Here is a 17082-nt window from a genome sequence, read left to right as displayed (position 1 = left end):
GCTAGGTCCGCGCCATGTCGAAACTGACCCTGCCCGAGGAAGCTGCGCGCCGTCGCACCTTCGCCATCATCGCCCACCCGGACGCCGGCAAGACGACCCTGACCGAGCACATCCTGCTGGCGGGCGGCGCCGTGCGCGCGGCCGGCGCGGTCAAGGCGCGGGGCGACAACCGGCGCGCGCGCTCGGACTGGATGAAGATCGAGAAGGAACGGGGCATTTCGGTCACCGCCTCGGTCATGACGTTCGAGCACGACGGCAAGATGTTCAACCTGCTGGACACGCCGGGGCACGAGGACTTCTCGGAAGACACCTATCGCACCCTGACGGCCGCCGACTGCGCCATCATGGTGCTGGACGCCGCCAAGGGCATCGAGCCGCAGACGCTGAAGCTGTTCGAGGTTTGCCGCCTGCGCGACATCCCGATCATCACCTTCATCAACAAGCTGGACCGTGAAGCCCAGGACCCGATGGCCCTGCTGGACGAGATCGCCAACCGACTGCAACTGGACCCCTCGCCCATCTGGTGGCCCGCCGAGAGCGGCAACCGCCTGCGCGGCATGGTCCAGGTCGGCGGCGACGGCCGCTTCCAGCCCTATACGAAGAAGCCTGCCGGCTCGACAGAGGACGTCCCCCACCCCGCCGCCCTGCCCCTGGGCGAGGCCGCGCAGTATTTCGAGGGTTCGGAACAGGCCGACCTGACCGACGCGCTGGAGCTGGTCGAGGCGGGCTACAAGCCCTTCGACCGTCAGGCCTTCCTGGAAGGCCACATGACGCCTGTGCTGTGGGGCTCGGCCCTGCGCCATTTCGGCATCGAGGAACTGCTGAAGGCCATCGGCGAGTGGGCCCCGCCGCCCAAGGTCATGCCGGCGCGCAAGGAAGCCCCGCCCGAGACCCGCAACGCCCCGACGCCGGAAGACATCACCGTCGAGCCGGGCCGTGACGAAGTCACCGGCTTCGTCTTCAAGGTCCAGGCCAATATGGACCCCAACCACCGCGACCGCATCGCCATGTTCCGCATGGCCTCGGGCAGCTTCAAGCGCGGCATGAAGCTGAAGGTGCAGAACACCGGCAAGCAGTTGTCGGTGAACGCCCCCATCATGTTCTTCGCCTCGGACCGTGAACTGGCCGAAGACGCCTATGCCGGCGACGTGATCGGCATCCCCAACCACGGTGTGCTGCGCGTCGGCGACAGCCTGTCGGAAAGCGGTCTGGTGCGCTTCGCCGGCCTGCCCAACTTCGCCCCGGAAATCCTGCAGCGCGTCCGCGTCAAGGACCCGCTGAAGGCCAAGCACCTGAAGAAGGCGCTGGAAGGTCTGGCCGAGGAAGGCGTGACCCAGCTGTTCCGCCCCGAACTGGGCTCGGACTTCATCGTCGGCGCCGTCGGCCAGCTGCAGTTCGAGGTCATGGCCGACCGCCTGGGCGAGGAATACAACCTCGACGTCGTCTTCGAGCCTTCGCCCTACGCCGAGGCCCGCTGGGTGGCACCCGCCGGGGACGGAACCAGGGCCGATCTGGAAGACTTCGCCGGCAAGTACCGGCCGCAGATGGCCGTCGACATCGACCAGAACCCGGTCTTCTTGGCCAAGTCGGCGTGGGAAACAGGCTATGTCTCAGAACGCTTCCCCAAGATCAGCCTGACCAAGACGAAGGAGCGGGGCTGACCGCCCTTGCATAAACGGCCATGGACGGGTTCCATCCGCCCATGGCTGTTCAATATCGAAGCAATCTGGTCCTCGGCATCTGCGGTGTCGCCCTGATCGGCAACATCGCCATCGTCATCTGGAGGCTGAGCCAGGGCCCAGACACGCCGCTCGCCTGGATGTTCGTGGCGACACACGCCCTGATCGCGCTCAGCATGGTCTTCATCCTGCGGCGCCACTGGCGTCTGCCCGCCTGACGACAAGGGCCGCGGACGAACAGCGACGGTGCCCGTCTCAGGTCTTGCTGATCGACACCCCGCCGTCGACCAGCATGGCCGTTCCGGTCATGAAACTGGAGGCGTCGGACGCCAGGAAGAGGGCGGCGCGGGCGATCTCGTCCGGCGAGGCCATCCGCTTCAGGGCGTGCATTCCCTCGACGAAGGCGATGATCTCGGGCGTGTGGGCGAACTCGCGCCCCGCTTCGGTGTCGGTGCCGCCGGGCAACAGACAGTTGCTGCGCACGCCCCGCGCCCCGAACTCGGCGGCGATGACGCGCGACAGGCCGACCAGACCCGCTTTGGCCGCCGCATAGGCCGCCATGCCGGGCATGCCGATGGCGTGACCGACGAAGGTCGAGGTGAAGATCAGCGAGCCGCCGCCGCGCGCCAGCATGGCCGGGATCTGATGTTTGGCGCCGAGGAAGGCGGCGGTCAGGTTCAGGTCCAGCGTGTCCCGCCAGCGCTCCAGCGTGATCTCCGACGTCGGCTCATTGGCGCCGATGGCGCCGGCGTTGTTCAGGGCTACGTCCAGTCCGCCGAAGCGCTCGACCGCCGTCCTCACCAGCCGTTCGGCCAGGGCCGGGTCGCGGATGTCGCCGGCCACGGCGACGGCGCGGCCGCCCTCGGCCTCAATGGCGGCGACCACGGCCGACAGCTGGGCCTCACGCCGGGCGGTGACGATCACCGCGGCCCCTTCGGCGGCGAACAGGCGGGCGGCGGCGGCGCCGATGCCGGAACTGGCTCCGGTGATGACGGCGACCTTGTCGGTGAGAGCAGGCATGACGACCTCGTGCGTGATTGAGGCCGCCTTCCTTTCATGGCCCGACGCCAAGGTCTGGCGGTCTTCGGACGCCGCGTTCAGGTCGAGGGCGCAGGACTGACCTCGCCCTTCGGGGCGATCTCGAAGCGGGCCATGAACCACTGGACCAGAGGCCCGTTGGCCAGGGCGTAGAGGACGGTGCCGACCCCGGCCATGCCGCCCAGCAGCCAGCCCATGGCCAGGACCGCGACCTCGATCGTCGTGCGCGCCCAGCCGATGCGCCAGCCGGTGATGCGGACCAGTCCCGTGGTCAGGCCGTCGCGCGGGCCGGGGCCGAGGCCGGCGCCGATATAGGCCGCCGTCGCCGCCCCGTTCAGCACGATGGCCGCGACCAGAAAGGCGATCCGCAGCGCTAATCCCTCAATGGGCGGCAGGGCCCACAGGGCCACGTCCGCCGCCGTGCCGATCAGCAGGACGTTGCAGATCGTCCCCACGCCCGGCTTCTGGCGCAGAGGGATCCAGACCAGCAGGACCAGCAGGCCGACCAGGTTGACGATCATCCCCAGACTGATCCCCGTCCGTTCCGACAAGCCCTGGTGCAGCACGCTCCACGGATTGAGGCCGAGGTCCGCCCGGACCATCAGGGCCAGCGACGCCCCGTAGAGCAGAAGGCCGATCTGAAGCTGGATGAAGCGACGCATGAACATGAGGCCATACAGTCGATAATTGGCCTTGTTTTATAGAGCCGCTTTCGTGACGATGGCCTTATGCGCGACCTCCTCGTCAACCCCGCCTCCCTGTCGCGTCAGCTGAACAACTGGCGCGGGCCGGACGGCGAGCCCGCCTATCGCCGCCTGTCCGAGGCGCTGAAGCTGCTGATCCTCGACGGGCGGCTGTCGCTGAACGCGCGCCTGCCGGGCGAGCGGCGGCTGGCCGAGACCCTGGGCGTCAGCCGCATCACCGTCAGCGCGGCGCTGGACCGGCTGCGGGCCGAGGGCTTCGTCGTCAGCCGCACCGGATCGGGCAGCGTCACCGCTCTGCCCGCCAGCGCCGCCTCGCGACCCGTGCGGCTGGACGGGCCGATGCAGGGCGACGACACGCCCGGCGTCATCGACATGGCGACCGCCTCCATGCCCGCCGACGAACAGGTCCACGCCGCCTACGCCCGCGCGCTGGAGGCCCTGCCCGCCCACCTGCCGGGCCGGGGTTATGAGCCGGTGGGGATCGAGGCCCTGCGCCGCGTCGTCGCCGACCGCTACGCCGCCGAAGGTCTGGCGACGTCGCCGGATCAGATCGTGGTCACGGCGGGGGCGCTGGGGGCGTTGGCCATCCTGCTGCGGGCTGTGACCCGGCCCGGCGACCGGGTGGTGGTCGAGCACCCCGGCTATCCCCATGCGCTGGACGCCCTGATGCAGGCGGGGCTGGACCTGACGCCGGTGGCCATGACCCCGCAGGGTTGGGACATGGACGGGATGCTGGCGGCCATCGCCCGCGTCAGGCCGCGGCTGATCTATCTGATCGGGGCGCACCAGAACCCGACGGGTCATGTCCTGTCGGCCGAGGACGAGGCCGCCCTCGCGATGGCGGCCGCCCGCGTCGGCGCGCTTCTGGTGCTGGACGACACCCTGCGCGAGCTGTGGTTCGACCGCCCGCCGCCCCCGCCCGTCGACCACGGCCCGCATGTGGTCCGGCTGGGTTCGACCAGCAAGCCCTACTGGGGTGGTCTGCGCGTCGGCTGGCTGCGCGCCCACCCTGACGTCATCGATGTGGTCATCCGCCGCCGCCCGTCGCTGGACCTCGGCGTGCCGGTCATGGAGCAGCTGGCCGCCGCCGTCCTGCTGAGCGGCGATCCCGCCCCGCTGGCCGCGCGGCGCCGGACCATCGCGCGGCAGGAGGCCCATCTGCGCGCCCGGCTGGCCGAGGCCCTGCCCGACTGGACGACGCGCCGTCCCGAGGGCGGCCTGTCGCTCTGGGTCGAACTGCCCCGGGCCGACAGCACGCGCCTGGCACTGGCCGCGCCGGACCACGGGGTGCGCATCGCGCCGGGGGTACGCTTCGGGATCAACGGCGCCTATGAGCGCTTCCTGCGCCTGCCTTTCAGCCGCCACGAAGCCGATCTGGACCGCGCCGTCGAAGGCCTGGCCGCCGCATGGCGGACGCTGGACCGCCGCGCGCCGCGCATGACGACGAAGCGCGTGGACGTGGAGCCGGTGATCTAGCTCCGCCGCTCCAGCCCGAAGGTCATGGCGAACATCAGGACGCAGACCGCGCTGGAGGCCAGCAGCGCCAGCCCCGCCGAGCGGTCCAGCAGGACGCCGTAGCTGAGCGGCGCCGCCGCCTGAAGGAAGCGGGCCGGGGTCAGGATCAGGGCCTGCCGCGTGGCGTAGTTCGCCTTACCGAACAGGTGCAGCGGCAGGACGCCCGAGGCCACGGACAGCAGACCATTGCCCGCCCCCTGTCCCAGGGCCACCGCCCCGGCCAGCGACTTGCCGCCGAAGAAGGCCACCGCCGCCCCCAGCGGATGCAGCAGGGTGGCCAGCCTCAGCACGGCGATGGGCGAGCCCTTGCCCGACGTCAGGAAAGACAGCAGCCGCACAACCACCGCCGCTCCGGCCATCAGGCTGGCCGCGCCCGCCGCCTCGGCCGGGTCCAGCCCCAGGCGACCCAGCAGGCGCGGCAGGAGGGCGCTCATGGCCGTGGCGATCCACCAGGCCCCGGCGAACAGGACCGCCAGTCGGATCATCCTTCCGTCCCAGCGCACCCGGCCCGTCTCCGCCGAAGGACGCGGCCCGGCGCGCCCATCGGGCAGCAAGGTCAGATAGAGGGGCAGACAGACCAGCAGATGCAGCCCCGCCCAGCCGAAACAGGCCCCGCGCCAGCCGACCCACTCGATCATGGCCAGGGTCATGGGCCAGCCCAGCGCCCCGCCAAAGGCCCCGATCAGGGACACCGCCGTGATCGGCTTTTTCGCCTCCTCGCCGTGGATGGCCACAAGGACCGCAAAGGCGGGACCATAGAAGCCCACCCCCATGCCGACCCCCAGCATCAGGATCGCCGCGACCACGCTGACCGGCCCCTGCGACAGGCCCAACCCCGCCAGCCCAAGCGCGAAGACGACCGAGGCCGCCGTCAGCACCTCGCGCCCGCCGCGCCGGTCGACCCAGCGCCCGCCAAAGGGGCTGAGCCCCGCCGAGATCAGAAAGGCCCCCGACAGACCGGCGAAGACCAGCGACGGCGTGGTCCCTGTCCCCGCCGCCAGCGGCTCGGCCAGCACCCCCAGCAGGTAGTAGCTGGAGGCGAAGGCGACGATCAGGCCGAAGCCGAGGACGGGGACGATCAGGCGAGAGGCAGGGGACGACATAGGCCGCTCTGATCCCCGCATTGCCGCCGGGGCGAAAGCGACCTATCGGGAGAGGTATGTTCGAAAACCTCACACCCGGCGCCGCCCTGCCCTCGCTGAACGCCCTGCGCGCCTTCGAGGCCATGGCGCGGACCGGCAGCGCCACCCTGGCCGGGACCGAGCTGAACGTGACGCACAGCGCCGTCAGCCGTCAGGTCAAGGCGCTGGAGGCGCAGATGGGGGTGCGGCTGTTCGAGGGGCCGCGCCACGCCCTGAGCCTGACGCGGGCGGGCCGCGACCTGCTGCCAGGCCTGACCGCCGCCTTTGACGGCATAGCCGCCGCCGTGGCGGGCGCACGCGGCGAGGGTCAGGACCTCCACGTCGCCGTCAACGCCAGCCTGTCGGTCAAATGGCTGATCCCGCGTCTGGCCGACTTCGGACGGCGACACCCCGAGGTCCGGGTGCATCTGGTCGAACTGGCGCCCCATGCGGTCAGCCGACGCGGAGCCGACGTCATGCTGCGCCTGCTGGACCCAGAACGGATCGAGACCCTGAAGGCCCAGGTGGTGGTCCCCAACGCCCTCGGCCCCGTCATCGCCCCCTCTCTAGCCGGGGACGACGCCCGCGCGGCGGTGCTGAGCGCGCCGCGCCTGACGGCCCGCACCCACCTGAGCGGCTGGAAGGACTGGTCCGTCCTCAGCGGCCATGGCGCGACCGCCGCGTCCGAGCGCCCGGTCGCCCACCTGCACTTTGTTCTGGACGCGGCCCTGGCGGGCTGGGGCGCGGCGGTCCTGCCCTGGGCCCTGGCGGCCGAGGCGGTCGCGGACGGGCGGTTGCTGGCGCCCTTCGGCTTTCACGCCGACGGCGGGGCGGTGGCCGCCATTCCCGGCGCAGGCGAGCCTTCTCGCGCACGGCGCGCCTTCGTCCGCTGGCTGATCGAGCAGGGTCAAGCCATGCCTCCCGCGCCAGGGGCGAACTGAACTCAACCTGAAGTTTGGCTGAACGCGTCTTTCATCCGACACATGACCGTGGTTCTCTACTGAGCATGCGGCGCCGGGTTCATCTCGTCGGGGCGCCGTGGAGTTTCTGATGTTCATCGCTGTCGTCACCGCCGCGCTTGCGGTTCTGGGTCCCGCCCAGACGACCCGGCTCGTCTCCTACGACGAGGCGGTGCGGTGCGCCGGGCTGACCCAGGCGGCGTCTGAGCTGGAAGGCGGTGAAAGCCGCTATGGACGGAGCCTCTACGACGCCGCCCTCTACTGGTCGCTGGCGGCCATGCAGGCGGCGACTGCGGCGGGCCGCGACCCTGACGCCGCCGAACGCGAACAAACCCGCGCTCGCCTCGATTCGGTGAAGCGCCTGTCGGCGGGCGAGGCCGAGGCCCGTGAAGTGCTGCAAAGCTGCCGTCAGAAGACCCCGCGTCTGGGTTGAGGAACCCCTGCTTTCCTCCCCATGGAATGGGAAGGAAAGAGGCCCACCGGATTTCCCCGTTATGCTCAAGTCGAACCCATCCGGCGGCGCTGCGTTTGCTTGTGCGTCTGCAGGATCGCCCTCGCGATCCCGAAGCGGGACGACGAAGGTCTGGAATGTTCGAATTCGGCAGGGATTTGCGACGGCTGTTCGAGAAGGCGCGTGACAGCGACGACCTCGGCTGGCTGGAGTTGATCGGCGTCGGCCTGGTCGAGGTCGAGGCCCGCCAGCAGTCGGTCGAGGCCGGCCGCGTCTCCTGCGCCCGCCCGCATGACGCCGCGTTGCGCGCCTCGGCCCTGTGGCGCGAGCACGCCCGCCGCTGCGGCGCCGCGACCAGTCTGGAGCGGGCGGAAACCGCCGCCCGCGACGCCGCCCGCCACGCCCACAACGACGATGAAACCATCCGCGCCACGCTGGAACTGGCCCAAACCGGGATGCTGGCCTTCGACCTGTGCGGCGAGCCCGCGCGGCTGGACGCCATCCTGACCCTGCTGGCCGCCCTGCCCCCGGCGCGACGCGGCGACACCGCTGCGGCGGTCGCCGCCCTGCATGCCCGTCTGCGGGCGCGTCAGGCCTCGATCGCGGGCGAGGCCACGGCGCTTCAGGAAGCCGCCGCCCTGCTGGACGCCGCCCTGCACGGCCTGAAGGGCCAACAGCGGCCGGTCGAGGATGACCTGAGGCTGGACCGCGCCGCCCTGATGCTGGAAGCCGGCCTGGCCGCGCGTGATCCGCGCATGCTGGACCAAGCCGGGGCCGACCTGCGCGCCCTGGTCGAGGCGGCCACGCCGGAACAGCGCCCCCTCAGCCGCGCCCGCGCCCTGGCCCTGTGCGCGGCGGGCATGGCGGCCCTGGCGGCTATCGCCGACGACGTCCTGGCGCGCGATCAGGCCCACGCCCTGTTCGACGCCGCCGCCGACCAGTTCACGCCGGATCACAGCCCGCTCGACTGGGCCGCCATCCAGGTGCTGCGCGCCGAGCGCGAGACCCTGCCCCTGCTGGTGCTGGTCCAGGCCGAGGCCCTGACCGAGGGCGGCGGCCTGGTGCTGGGCGCGCTGGCCCACGAACGTCGTGTGGCGCAGGAAACCACGCGCGCCGGCTCGGTCGGCGACCTGTCGGCCCTGCTGGAAATCGAGGCCGGCCTGCGTCGGCGGCTGGTGCGACCGTCGATCCTGGCGACCCCGCTAGACTGGGCCTCGGACCAGATCGGCATGGCCCGCATCGCTCTGGCGCGCGCCCGCTGGACCGGCCAGACCCCGCGTGGTCTGGGCCTGATGCTGGTCGAAGCCGCCGCCACCGCCCGCGAACACGGCGCCCCGAGCCTGGCCCAGCGCGCCGAACGCCTGGCGCGGGCGCCGGAAACAGCCTGAGCCCTTACGCCGCAGCGGCCTTGACCCGGCCCCATTGGGCGCCTAGCTGACGGGCTTCGCTGAAAGGCCCCTTACCGTGACCGATCAAATGACCGCTGACGCCGCCGCCGACCCCGTCCACGCCTTCATCGCCCAGACCGTGGCCGAACATGACGTGGTCCTGTTCATGAAGGGCACGCCGGACGCGCCGCGCTGCGGCTTCTCCTCGCTGGCGGTGCAGATCCTCGACCACGTGGGCGCCCCCTTCGTCGGCGTCGACGTGCTTCAGGACGAAGCCCTGCGCGACGGCATCAAGAGCTTCACCGACTGGCCGACCATCCCCCAGCTCTACGTCAAGGGCGAGTTCGTCGGCGGTTCGGACATCGTGCGCGAGATGTTCCAGGCCGGCGAGCTTCAGGCCCTGATGGTCGAGAAGGGCGTCGCCCTCGGCGAGGCCTAAGACCGGATGGCCCGGCCGCAACTGACCCCGCGTGAAGACCGCGAGGTCTTCGTCGTCCCTCTGGACGTGCGGTCGGAACACATCGACGAGAACAACCACGTCAACAACGTGGTCTATGTCGGCTGGCTGCAGGACGTCGGCACGGCCCACTGGAATGCGCGCTTCGACGAGGAAACGCGGGCGAAGTGGTCCTGGGTCGCCCTGCGGCACGAGATCGACTACCTGCGCGCCATCGCGCCGGGCGCGACGGGCGTCGTCGCCCGCACCTGGGTCGGCGACCCGCAAGGCCCACGCTTCAACCGCTATGTCCGCATCGAGGACGGCGAAGGCCGCCTGTGCGCCCAGGGCGTGTCGGAATGGTGTCTGGTCGACGCCGCCACCCTGCGCCCCGCCCGCATCCCGACGGAGATGCTGGGAGCGTTTGCGGCCTAGGCTCTTCCTTCTCCCCTTGGGGGAGAAGGTGGCAGGCGAAGCCTGACGGATGAGGGGTGTGAGCGCCTCGTATCCGATAAAAACTTCGCCGCCTGAGTGGGAATAAGGCGGTCGTCGCGCCGACACCCCTCATCCGGCCCTGACGGGCCACCTTCTCCCTCAAGGGGAGAAGGTTTTTTCCTTACAAACTGATCGGGTTCAGCACGCGGACCGGCTGGCCCGCTTCCAGGCCCAGTTCGGCGTAGGTCCAGCTGACGGTGACGCCTTCGCGGACCAGGGCCTTGCACAGGTCCGGCGCGCGACGGATCAGGCTAAGCTCGGCCGGGTCCGTGTCCTTGATCTTGACCTCGAAGCTGGACGCCTCGGTGCAGCCGTTGGAGCCGACCACGACGGTCAGGCGCTGGCCGTCGAAGTCAACCTTGCGGACGGCTTCCAGGGCTTCGGTCTGGGCCGATGCGCGGTCCGAGGCGGCGACCGTGATCTTTTCCCCGCCCTCGTTCGAATAGATGACGCAGCCGCCCAGCAGCGGCAGCAGGGCGACGGCCGCAACGGCTGCCCTGATGGTGGCCTGGCGCATCAGCTGGCCTCGGCCGGGGTCGAGTGGATGACGCGGGTGGTCGGCTTGTCGCTGGCGATGATGATGCAGCCCGACAGCATAGGCGCGGCGATGGCGGCGACAGCGAGGGCGATGATGATACGGCGCATAGGTGTTCCCCTTCTTGGCTGGCGGCAAACTGCCAGCGTCGCCGTTCCGGATCACGTGAATAATCGGAAAGGCGGGGCTTGAACGAAACAGCCACAGTCATAGCTACTGTGACCCGCCTCCCCGGGACACCATCGAAAGACCTCTGCATGAGCCTGCTGTTCACCCCGCGCGCCGTCGGGCCGCTGACGCTGAAGAACCGCATCGTCGTCGCCCCCATGTGCCAGTATTCGGCCGTGGACGGCGTACCCCAGCCCTGGCACGCCCAGCATATCGCCCGCCTGGCCCTGTCGGGCGCCGGACTGGTGGTGATCGAGGCGACCGGGGTCGAGGCGGCTGGCCGCATTTCCTGGGCCGACACCGGCCTGTGGAACGACGAACAGGAAGCCGCCTTCGCCCGGATCATCCGCGACATCCGCACCTATTCCGACACGCCCATCGGCGTCCAGCTGGCCCACGCCGGCCGCAAGGCCTCGACTAATCCGCCGTGGATAGACCGGGGCGGCCCCGCTCCCGCCGACAAGGCGTGGGAGACGTTTTCCGCCTCAGCCCAGGCCTTCAAGGCCGACTGGCACACGCCGACAGCCCTGGATCAGGCGGGTATGGACCGGGTGGTCGCCGCCTTTGTCGATTCAGCGAAACGCGCCGACCGGGCCGGGTTCGACCTGGTCGAGCTGCACGCCGCCCACGGCTATCTGCTGGCCCAGTTCCTGTCGCCGCTGTCGAATGAGCGAACCGACGAATACGGCGGCGCGCTGGAGAACCGGATGCGCTTCCCGCTGCGGGTGGCGAAGGCTCTGCGCGACGCCTGGCCCCGGACCAAGGCGCTCGGCGCGCGCTTCAACGGCTCGGACTGGACCGAAGGCGGCATTACGCCGGACGAGGCCGCAACCTTCGGTCAGGCCCTGCACGCCATGGGCTACGACTATCTGCACCTGACCAGCGGCGGCAATGTCGCCACGGCCCGCATTCCGGGCGATCAGCTCAACTATCAGATCGCCTTCGCCGAGACGGTCAAGGCGGCGGTCCCCGAGGCCAACGTCATGGCCGTAGGCATGATCGTCACCCCACAACAGGCGGAAGCCCTGCTGGTCGAGGGCAAGGCCGACCTGATCGCGGTCGCCCGCGCGGTGCTGGACGACCCCAACTGGGGCCACCACGCCGCCGTGGCCCTGGGTCAGCCGGAAGGCCTGCCCGTCCAGTACGAACGGGCCGGCGCCGCGCACTGGCCTGGTTATGCGGCGGCGCGCGCCTCTGCGGACTGATCCCCGCCTGACAGCGGTGTCGCAATTTGAGCTGCGCCATTGGTCAGCGCGTCGGCCTCCGGCTGGGGCCGGCCCAGCAGATAGCCCTGAACCTCGTTGCATCCCTGAGCCCGCAGGAAGGCCAACTGCTCAGCGGTTTCGACGCCCTCCGCGAGGACCGGGATCGACAGGCTTTCGCCGATGGTCAGGACGGCGCGGATAATGGCCTGCGACTGCGGCTCGTCGCCGTCCAGCTCGGTCATGAAGGACCGGTCCAGCTTGATCTTGTCGAAGGGGAAGGCCCGCAGGGTCGACAGCGACGAATAGCCGGTGCCGAAGTCGTCCATGGCGATAGTGACGCCCAAGGCCTTCAACTGACGCAGGACATGGGTGGTGCGTTCCATGTCGCTGATCATGGCCGTCTCAGTGATCTCCAGTTCCAGACGCGAGGCGTCCAGCCCCGTCTCCTTCAGGATCTGTTGCACCAGGCCGGGCAGATCGACGTGGCTGAGCTGGATTGGCGACAGGTTGACCGCGATCTTGTGCGACTCGGCCCAGGCAGCGGCCTGCTTGCAGGCCTGACGCAGCACCCATTCGCCGATGGGCAGGATCAGGCCGGTCTCCTCGGCCACCGGGATGAAGTCGGACGGCGGCACATAGCGACCGTCTTCGTCCTTCCAGCGCAACAGAACCTCGTAGCCCGTCGCCTTGCCAGTCTGAACCGAAGCCTGGACCTGATAGTGGAGTTCAAAGCGTTCGTTATCCAGCGCCTCGCGCAGGGCCTGGGTGACGCGGCGACGCGCACGCACGGCCTGGTCCATGTCCGCCTCATAGAAGCAGATGTCGACCGTCAGCGAGCCCTTGGCGCGATACATGGCCAGGTCGGCGTTGTTGATCAGGCTGGATAGCTGTTCAGCATCCTCGGGCCACAAGGAGACGCCGATGCTGGCCCCGCAGGACAGGTCCGCGTGGTCGATGGTGACCGGCTGGACAACGGCCGCGCGCAGGCGTTCAGCGACAGCCAGAGCCTCTTCGCGTGAAGCCACCGAAGCCATGGCGACGAACTCGTCCCCGCCCTGACGGGCGACGAACTCGCCGTCCTTCAGCGCCGCACGCAGATGGTCGGATATGTGGCACAGCAACTGGTCGCCCACCGCATGGCCATATAGATCGTTGACCTCCTTGAACCGGTCCAGATCCAGGGAAAACAGAGCCAGGGTCTCGCCCGACTTGAGCGTGGTCGTCTGGCGATTCAGGCGCTCCAGGAAGGAAGCGCGGTTCGGCAGGCCCGTCAGACTATCGTTGCGGGCCAGGTGAGCGATGCGGCGTTCCTGGGCCTGGCGCGCACGCAGGTCCCGCACGGCGTAGATCATGACTTCGCCTTCACTGGCGTGATCACGCTTGGCGGCCAGTTCGACCGGCAGAACCTCATCTCCGGCGGTCGTCAGCGACGACTGCACCATGTCGCCATCCGACAACCGCATCACGTCTTCGGCCCAGACGGAGAGACTTTGTCCGATCAGGGCCTGACGCTCGACGCCGATCATATTCAACAGGGCGGTGTTGGCGCCGACGATGACGCCATTGCGCTCGACAGCCATGCCGTCGACGCCGCCTTCGATGAGGTGCTGAAGACGGGCTTCAGCCTGACCGCGCGACTGGGTGTCCAGCACATAGCTGGCGGCGCCGGCGCCCAGAACCAGCAACCCCACCCCCGCCACGCCGATCGCGATGGCCTGGCGCGCATCATCGCCCGTCAGAGCGCCCTCCACCGGAGCAAAGGGCAGAATGGTCATGGCCGACATGGCCGTGAAATGCAGAATGACAATGCCCAGCACCATCAACAGAACCGCCAGTCCGCTGCCTCGCGCGGTTGTGGACAGCTTCTCGGCCTTGAAGGACGCGGCGCCGAACAGGAGCGACCCCGCCACCGCCACGGCGACATAGGCGCTCGACCACTGGATGACGGCGTCGACGGCGAAGGCCGCCATGCCGATGAAGTGCATGCCGGCCACGGTCAGACCGAACAGAGCACCGCCGACCAGAGCCGATCCGTTGAACCGCAGTGAAGCCGTAAGAAAAGCGGCGCCGCACCCGCAGATGGCGACGAACAACGACAGTCCCGTCAGGCCGGGCTCATACGTGACCTGAATCCCCGGCTCATAGGCGATCATGGCGACGAAGTGGGTGCACCAGACTGTCGCCCCGCCAGCGACCGCACCCAGAAAGGCCCAGGCGGCGCGCGTTCCGGACCGCGTGCTGCGGACCCGCTTCAGCAGGCTTACTGTGATCCAACTGCCCAGAACGCAAATCAGGGCGGCCAGGGCGACCAGGGCCAGGTTATGGGCATTGGTCAGACAGTCTACGATACGCATGAAAACCGAACGGAGAATGTGACAGGGGGACAGCGTCCTTACCTGTACATTTGTTAAGCGCCGGTCGTTCGATATGGTTAACGCATGTCCTGTTCACAAAAACGAAGATCAGGCTAGCGCTCTAGACTTTACAAATTCTCGTTCGACTTTACAATTTGACGGATCACATAGGGGTTATTGACAGTAACCGATGATCCCGGAGCGATGCCCAGTTCCTCAAAGGTCCACTGCAATTGCACGCCGTCGATCCGCGGTTCGGCGCAACGGTCCTCGTCCACCCTGCGCAGGGTGATGACCGCGCTGTCGTGCAGACGAGTAACGAACGGCTTGACGTCTTCCTTGCCGGTGCAGCCGTTCGAGCTGACCCGGAAAACAGCCAGATCGCGGGTGAAGGCGGCGGCGTGGATCGGCTCCAGCTCGCCGGGCATGCCGGCCGTGCGGACGACCGGCATGGGATCGCTAGCGCAGCCCCCGGTCAGAGCCGCCATGGCGAAAGCGCAAAGGGCGATGGTTCGTCTCATCTCGGCCTTCCGGGGCGGGCTCCTGCCCGCCCGGTCACAATGCGCCGCTTCCTTCCGTAAGGGAACAACGTCTTCCGAATAAGAAAGAAGCCCCGGTTCGCACCGGGGCTTCCATCAACTCTATCGTCGATCGCCTGAAATCAGGACGAGTAGTATTCGACGACCAGGTTCGGTTCCATCTTGACCGGGTACGGCACGTCCGACAGCTCCGGAACGCGGACGTAGCGGATCGAGAAGCCGCGATCACCCTGCTCCAGGTAGTCAGGGATATCGCGTTCCGACGACTGCTGGGCTTCGAGCACCAGAGCCATGTTGCGCGACTTTTCCTTGACCTCGATGACCTGGCCCGGCTTGACGCGGTACGAACCGATGTCGACCTTCTTGCCGTCGACGGTCACGTGGCCGTGGCTGACGAACTGGCGAGCGGCCCAGACGGTCGGGACGAACTTGGCGCGGTAGACGATGGCGTCCAGGCGCGATTCCAGCAGACCGATCAGGTTTTCCGAGGTGTTGCCCTTGCGGCGGCCGGCTTCGGCGTAGATGGCCGAGAATTGCTTCTCGGTGATGTTGCCGTAGTAGCCCTTGAGCTTCTGCTTGGCCTTCAGCTGCAGGCCGAAGTCCGAAACCTTCGACTTACGACGCTGGCCGTGCTGGCCCGGGCCGTACGAACGCTTGTTGACCGGCGACTTGGCGCGGCCCCACAGGTTTTCACCCATGGCGCGGTCGATTTTGTACTTGGCGCTATGGCGCTTCGACATAGATCACTCTTCATGCTGATGCGGCCCGGCCCCTCCCCGATTGGAGCGGCGATCTCAACGGCGGTCCACGCATCGTCCGTAGTCAGTTCGCGCCTCGGGCCGAAACCCGATGCGAGAAGGGCGGGCTTATGAAGGCCCGCCCCTCCAGAGTCAAGCCAGACGGGCGTTTCAGCCCTTGGCGGCGGCGTACAGCTCGTTGACCTTGTTCCAGTTCACGATGGACCAGAAGGCGGCCAGGAACTCGGCGCGGCGGTTCTGGTACTTCAGGTAGTAGGCGTGCTCCCAGACGTCGGCGACGAGCAGGGGCGCGCCCTTCTCCTCGGCGAAGTCCATCAGGGAGTTGTCCTGGTTCGGCGTCGAGATGATCTTCAGCTTGCCGTCCTGCACGATCAGCCAGGCCCAGCCCGAACCAAAGCGACCCAGGCCGGCGGCGTTGAAGGCCTCCTTGAAGGCGTCCATGCCGCCGAGGTCGGCGTCGATGGCGGCGGCCAGTTCAGCCGAGGGCGCGCCGCCCGTGCCGACGGGGGCCAGGCTGTTCCAGAAGAAGGTGTGATTCCACACGCCGCCGGCGTTGTTGCGCACGGCGACCGGCAGGGTCGACATCTTGGCGAACAACTCGTCGAACGACTGGCCCTCGACGCCCGCGGCGGCGACGGCCTTGTTCAGGTTGTCGACATAGGTCTGATGGTGCTTGTCGTAGTGGAAGCTCATCGTCTCCTTGTCGATGGCGGGCTCCAGCGCGTCGTGGGCGTAGGGCAGCGGGGGCAGGGTGAAGGCCATGGGGAGCTTCCTCTTCGGCGTTTTGATTCGTCTGGCCCCTATCTAGGGCGGCGCACGAAAGACCCAAGCCTTTACCGCCGAGTTTGTTCAGTTTTTTGCTGAGAAGGCCGATCGGGAACCGGAATGGCGAAACAGCCGTTTTCAGATGTCGCCTCGCCTCCCCTAGGCGCTCTGATGGAGGATCGCCGTGCCTGCCCGATCCGCCCGCCGAACGGCGCCGCTGAGCGACGCCGAAGCCGAGGCCCTGAGGCTGCAGTTGCTGGAGATCATCCCCCGCCTGCAGCGCCACCACCTGCTCGACCTGGCCGACACCCTGCATGAGGCCGCCCGCGAGCGCCGCTGGACCGAACCGCGCCCGTTCGACGCGAGGGTGTGAGAGCTAGGGCTGCGTTGAGCGTCGAAAGCAGTGGCGTCGAAGGTCCGTCATGGGTGGAATGCGGACATTGACACCGTTAGCTTTCACGCCTGTCGGTTCGCCAATCGCCTCAGAGCGAAGCCACAGATCAGCCCCACAAGAACGGTTGCCGCCAGGACGATCAAAACCACAACGCTGCCCAAGCCTGCCATGGCCAGAAACACCAGCGTTCCGAACGCCACCACTCCCGCGCATGCGCCAATGTAAAGCGGCGTGGTTGTTGGCGACAGGGGAAGGGGGCGGTCGCTTCCTTTTGGAAAAGTGCGGGAACTTAGGGCGCCCATAGCGCCAACCAAGGCCAGGATGATCAGCGACGTAGCGGTCATACTCTTCTCACGGGCAAGCCAAGCAAATTGGCAACCAACGATACGTTGGCGTCAATCTCGAATAGGCGAAAGGCCGCAACGGGTCGTTTTCCGAAGTTGGCGCCCGATCCGAAAGCAAACTCGCGCACCTGCGCATTGACCAATGCGCCCGTTTCGCGGCGGCGGCTCAACCCCTGCCGTCATCCCGGCCGCAGCATAGCGAAGAGCCGGGACCGCGCCGGTGATCCGCCGCCT

The 17082-nt window shown here is 68.4% G+C and carries 20 protein-coding genes; 10 read left to right on the top strand and 10 right to left on the bottom strand.

Translation table 11 applies throughout. The features are described 5' to 3' along the window. Nucleotides 1–14: 14 nt before the first annotated feature. Nucleotides 15–1661: a peptide chain release factor 3 gene (locus tag IFE19_RS03745; protein WP_207825799.1), complete on the top strand. Its 1647-nt coding sequence runs from the start codon at nt 15–17 to the stop codon at nt 1659–1661. A 41-nt stretch (nt 1662–1702) separates the two neighbouring features. Then, complete coding sequence (locus IFE19_RS03740) at nt 1703–1897, top strand: hypothetical protein (protein ID WP_207825797.1); 195 nt, start codon at nt 1703–1705, stop codon at nt 1895–1897. Between the two features lie 37 nt (nt 1898–1934). Here IFE19_RS03740 and IFE19_RS03735 read toward each other — a convergent pair whose 3' ends face one another. Together IFE19_RS03735 and yczE are read right to left on the bottom strand one after the other, a co-directional pair. Next, nucleotides 1935–2699 carry an SDR family oxidoreductase gene (locus IFE19_RS03735; protein WP_207825795.1) on the bottom strand — a complete coding sequence of 255 codons (765 nt, stop codon included), beginning with the start codon at nt 2697–2699 and terminating at the stop codon, nt 1935–1937. Between the two features lie 77 nt (nt 2700–2776). Next, entirely contained in the window at nt 2777–3379 is a 603-nt protein-coding gene (yczE, locus tag IFE19_RS03730; RefSeq protein ID WP_225910380.1) for a membrane protein YczE, read from the bottom strand. Nucleotides 3380–3445: 66 nt separating this feature from the next. Here yczE and yczR point away from each other — a divergent pair, with 66 nt between their 5' ends. Then, the gene (gene yczR, locus IFE19_RS03725; protein ID WP_207825791.1) at nt 3446–4897 is read left to right on the top strand and encodes a MocR-like transcription factor YczR; all 1452 of its coding nucleotides are present in this window, start codon (nt 3446–3448) and stop codon (nt 4895–4897) included. Here the strand turns inward: yczR and IFE19_RS03720 are convergent. After that, entirely contained in the window at nt 4894–6039 is a 1146-nt protein-coding gene (locus IFE19_RS03720) for an MFS transporter (protein ID WP_207825789.1), read from the bottom strand. The genes yczR and IFE19_RS03720 overlap by 4 nt on opposite strands. Before the next feature lie 56 nt (nt 6040–6095). Between IFE19_RS03720 and IFE19_RS03715 the strand changes: the two genes are divergently transcribed. The 5 genes from IFE19_RS03715 to IFE19_RS03695 all read left to right on the top strand — a co-directional run bounded on the left by IFE19_RS03715 (nt 6096) and on the right by IFE19_RS03695 (nt 9726). Next, the gene (locus IFE19_RS03715; RefSeq protein ID WP_207825787.1) at nt 6096–6998 is read left to right on the top strand and encodes a LysR substrate-binding domain-containing protein; all 903 of its coding nucleotides are present in this window, start codon (nt 6096–6098) and stop codon (nt 6996–6998) included. Nucleotides 6999–7107: 109 nt separating this feature from the next. Further along, entirely contained in the window at nt 7108–7449 is a 342-nt protein-coding gene (locus tag IFE19_RS03710; protein WP_207825786.1) for a hypothetical protein, read from the top strand. Nucleotides 7450–7604: 155 nt separating this feature from the next. After that, entirely contained in the window at nt 7605–8855 is a 1251-nt protein-coding gene (locus tag IFE19_RS03705; RefSeq protein WP_207825784.1) for a hypothetical protein, read from the top strand. Between the two features lie 88 nt (nt 8856–8943). Beyond that, nucleotides 8944–9294 (top strand): Grx4 family monothiol glutaredoxin, encoded by a 351-nt coding sequence (gene grxD / locus IFE19_RS03700; RefSeq protein ID WP_207827375.1) that lies wholly within the window; start codon nt 8944–8946, stop codon nt 9292–9294. 6 nt (nt 9295–9300) lie between these two features. After that, nucleotides 9301–9726: an acyl-CoA thioesterase gene (locus IFE19_RS03695; protein ID WP_207825780.1), complete on the top strand. Its 426-nt coding sequence runs from the start codon at nt 9301–9303 to the stop codon at nt 9724–9726. Between the two features lie 181 nt (nt 9727–9907). Here the strand turns inward: IFE19_RS03695 and IFE19_RS03690 are convergent, their stop codons facing one another. Then, a complete protein-coding gene (locus tag IFE19_RS03690) occupies nt 9908–10303 on the bottom strand; it encodes a hypothetical protein (protein ID WP_207825778.1) in 396 nt (131 codons plus the stop codon). Further along, a complete protein-coding gene (locus tag IFE19_RS17830) occupies nt 10303–10431 on the bottom strand; it encodes a hypothetical protein (protein ID WP_263972810.1) in 129 nt (42 codons plus the stop codon). The genes IFE19_RS03690 and IFE19_RS17830 overlap by 1 nt, the downstream gene beginning before the upstream one ends. 147 nt (nt 10432–10578) lie before the next feature. Here IFE19_RS17830 and IFE19_RS03685 point away from each other — a divergent pair, with 147 nt between their 5' ends. Beyond that, entirely contained in the window at nt 10579–11694 is a 1116-nt protein-coding gene (locus IFE19_RS03685; RefSeq protein WP_207825776.1) for an NADH:flavin oxidoreductase/NADH oxidase, read from the top strand. Here the strand turns inward: IFE19_RS03685 and IFE19_RS03680 are convergent. The 4 genes from IFE19_RS03680 to IFE19_RS03665 form a co-directional block, all read right to left on the bottom strand. Beyond that, nucleotides 11664–14048, bottom strand: coding sequence for a bifunctional diguanylate cyclase/phosphodiesterase (locus tag IFE19_RS03680; RefSeq protein ID WP_207825774.1), 2385 nt, complete (start codon nt 14046–14048; stop codon nt 11664–11666). The genes IFE19_RS03685 and IFE19_RS03680 overlap by 31 nt on opposite strands. Before the next feature lie 128 nt (nt 14049–14176). Then, complete coding sequence (locus IFE19_RS03675; RefSeq protein WP_207825772.1) at nt 14177–14569, bottom strand: hypothetical protein; 393 nt, start codon at nt 14567–14569, stop codon at nt 14177–14179. A 140-nt stretch (nt 14570–14709) separates the two neighbouring features. Then, nucleotides 14710–15327 carry a 30S ribosomal protein S4 gene (rpsD, locus tag IFE19_RS03670; RefSeq protein ID WP_207825770.1) on the bottom strand — a complete coding sequence of 206 codons (618 nt, stop codon included), beginning with the start codon at nt 15325–15327 and terminating at the stop codon, nt 14710–14712. Between the two features lie 168 nt (nt 15328–15495). After that, nucleotides 15496–16107 (bottom strand): superoxide dismutase, encoded by a 612-nt coding sequence (locus IFE19_RS03665; protein ID WP_207825761.1) that lies wholly within the window; start codon nt 16105–16107, stop codon nt 15496–15498. 187 nt (nt 16108–16294) lie between these two features. Between IFE19_RS03665 and IFE19_RS03660 the strand changes: the two genes are divergently transcribed. Continuing rightward, nucleotides 16295–16483 carry a hypothetical protein gene (locus IFE19_RS03660; RefSeq protein WP_207825759.1) on the top strand — a complete coding sequence of 63 codons (189 nt, stop codon included), beginning with the start codon at nt 16295–16297 and terminating at the stop codon, nt 16481–16483. Between the two features lie 83 nt (nt 16484–16566). Here IFE19_RS03660 and IFE19_RS03655 read toward each other — a convergent pair whose 3' ends face one another. After that, nucleotides 16567–16848 (bottom strand): hypothetical protein, encoded by a 282-nt coding sequence (locus IFE19_RS03655; protein WP_207825757.1) that lies wholly within the window; start codon nt 16846–16848, stop codon nt 16567–16569. Nucleotides 16849–17082 lie beyond the last annotated feature (234 nt).

The organism is Brevundimonas pondensis, from assembly GCF_017487345.1.
Classification (GTDB): Bacteria; Pseudomonadota; Alphaproteobacteria; order Caulobacterales; family Caulobacteraceae; genus Brevundimonas; species Brevundimonas pondensis.
Note: the sequence above shows the minus strand (reverse complement) of the source record. Positions and strands in the feature narration are given on the sequence as shown.

Excerpts from the sequence above, each read along its gene's own strand:
- IFE19_RS03720 (WP_207825789.1), bottom strand. The coding sequence starts at position 6,039 with ATGTCGTCCCCTGCCTCTCGCCTGATCGTCCCCGTCCTCGGCTTCGGC.
- IFE19_RS03695 (WP_207825780.1), top strand. The coding sequence starts at position 9,301 with ATGGCCCGGCCGCAACTGACCCCGCGTGAAGACCGCGAGGTCTTCGTC.
- IFE19_RS17830 (WP_263972810.1), bottom strand. The coding sequence starts at position 10,431 with ATGCGCCGTATCATCATCGCCCTCGCTGTCGCCGCCATCGCCGCGCCT.
- IFE19_RS03680 (WP_207825774.1), bottom strand. The coding sequence starts at position 14,048 with ATGCGTATCGTAGACTGTCTGACCAATGCCCATAACCTGGCCCTGGTC.
- IFE19_RS03655 (WP_207825757.1), bottom strand. The coding sequence starts at position 16,848 with ATGACCGCTACGTCGCTGATCATCCTGGCCTTGGTTGGCGCTATGGGC.
- IFE19_RS03705 (WP_207825784.1), top strand. The coding sequence starts at position 7,605 with ATGTTCGAATTCGGCAGGGATTTGCGACGGCTGTTCGAGAAGGCGCGT.
- IFE19_RS03665 (WP_207825761.1), bottom strand. The coding sequence starts at position 16,107 with ATGGCCTTCACCCTGCCCCCGCTGCCCTACGCCCACGACGCGCTGGAG.
- IFE19_RS03735 (WP_207825795.1), bottom strand. The coding sequence starts at position 2,699 with ATGCCTGCTCTCACCGACAAGGTCGCCGTCATCACCGGAGCCAGTTCC.
- IFE19_RS03690 (WP_207825778.1), bottom strand. The coding sequence starts at position 10,303 with ATGCGCCAGGCCACCATCAGGGCAGCCGTTGCGGCCGTCGCCCTGCTG.
- IFE19_RS03710 (WP_207825786.1), top strand. The coding sequence starts at position 7,108 with ATGTTCATCGCTGTCGTCACCGCCGCGCTTGCGGTTCTGGGTCCCGCC.
- IFE19_RS03740 (WP_207825797.1), top strand. The coding sequence starts at position 1,703 with ATGGCTGTTCAATATCGAAGCAATCTGGTCCTCGGCATCTGCGGTGTC.
- IFE19_RS03675 (WP_207825772.1), bottom strand. The coding sequence starts at position 14,569 with ATGAGACGAACCATCGCCCTTTGCGCTTTCGCCATGGCGGCTCTGACC.
- IFE19_RS03745 (WP_207825799.1), top strand. The coding sequence starts at position 15 with ATGTCGAAACTGACCCTGCCCGAGGAAGCTGCGCGCCGTCGCACCTTC.
- rpsD (WP_207825770.1), bottom strand. The coding sequence starts at position 15,327 with ATGTCGAAGCGCCATAGCGCCAAGTACAAAATCGACCGCGCCATGGGT.
- IFE19_RS03715 (WP_207825787.1), top strand. The coding sequence starts at position 6,096 with ATGTTCGAAAACCTCACACCCGGCGCCGCCCTGCCCTCGCTGAACGCC.
- yczE (WP_225910380.1), bottom strand. The coding sequence starts at position 3,379 with ATGCGTCGCTTCATCCAGCTTCAGATCGGCCTTCTGCTCTACGGGGCG.
- grxD (WP_207827375.1), top strand. The coding sequence starts at position 8,944 with ATGACCGCTGACGCCGCCGCCGACCCCGTCCACGCCTTCATCGCCCAG.
- yczR (WP_207825791.1), top strand. The coding sequence starts at position 3,446 with ATGCGCGACCTCCTCGTCAACCCCGCCTCCCTGTCGCGTCAGCTGAAC.
- IFE19_RS03685 (WP_207825776.1), top strand. The coding sequence starts at position 10,579 with ATGAGCCTGCTGTTCACCCCGCGCGCCGTCGGGCCGCTGACGCTGAAG.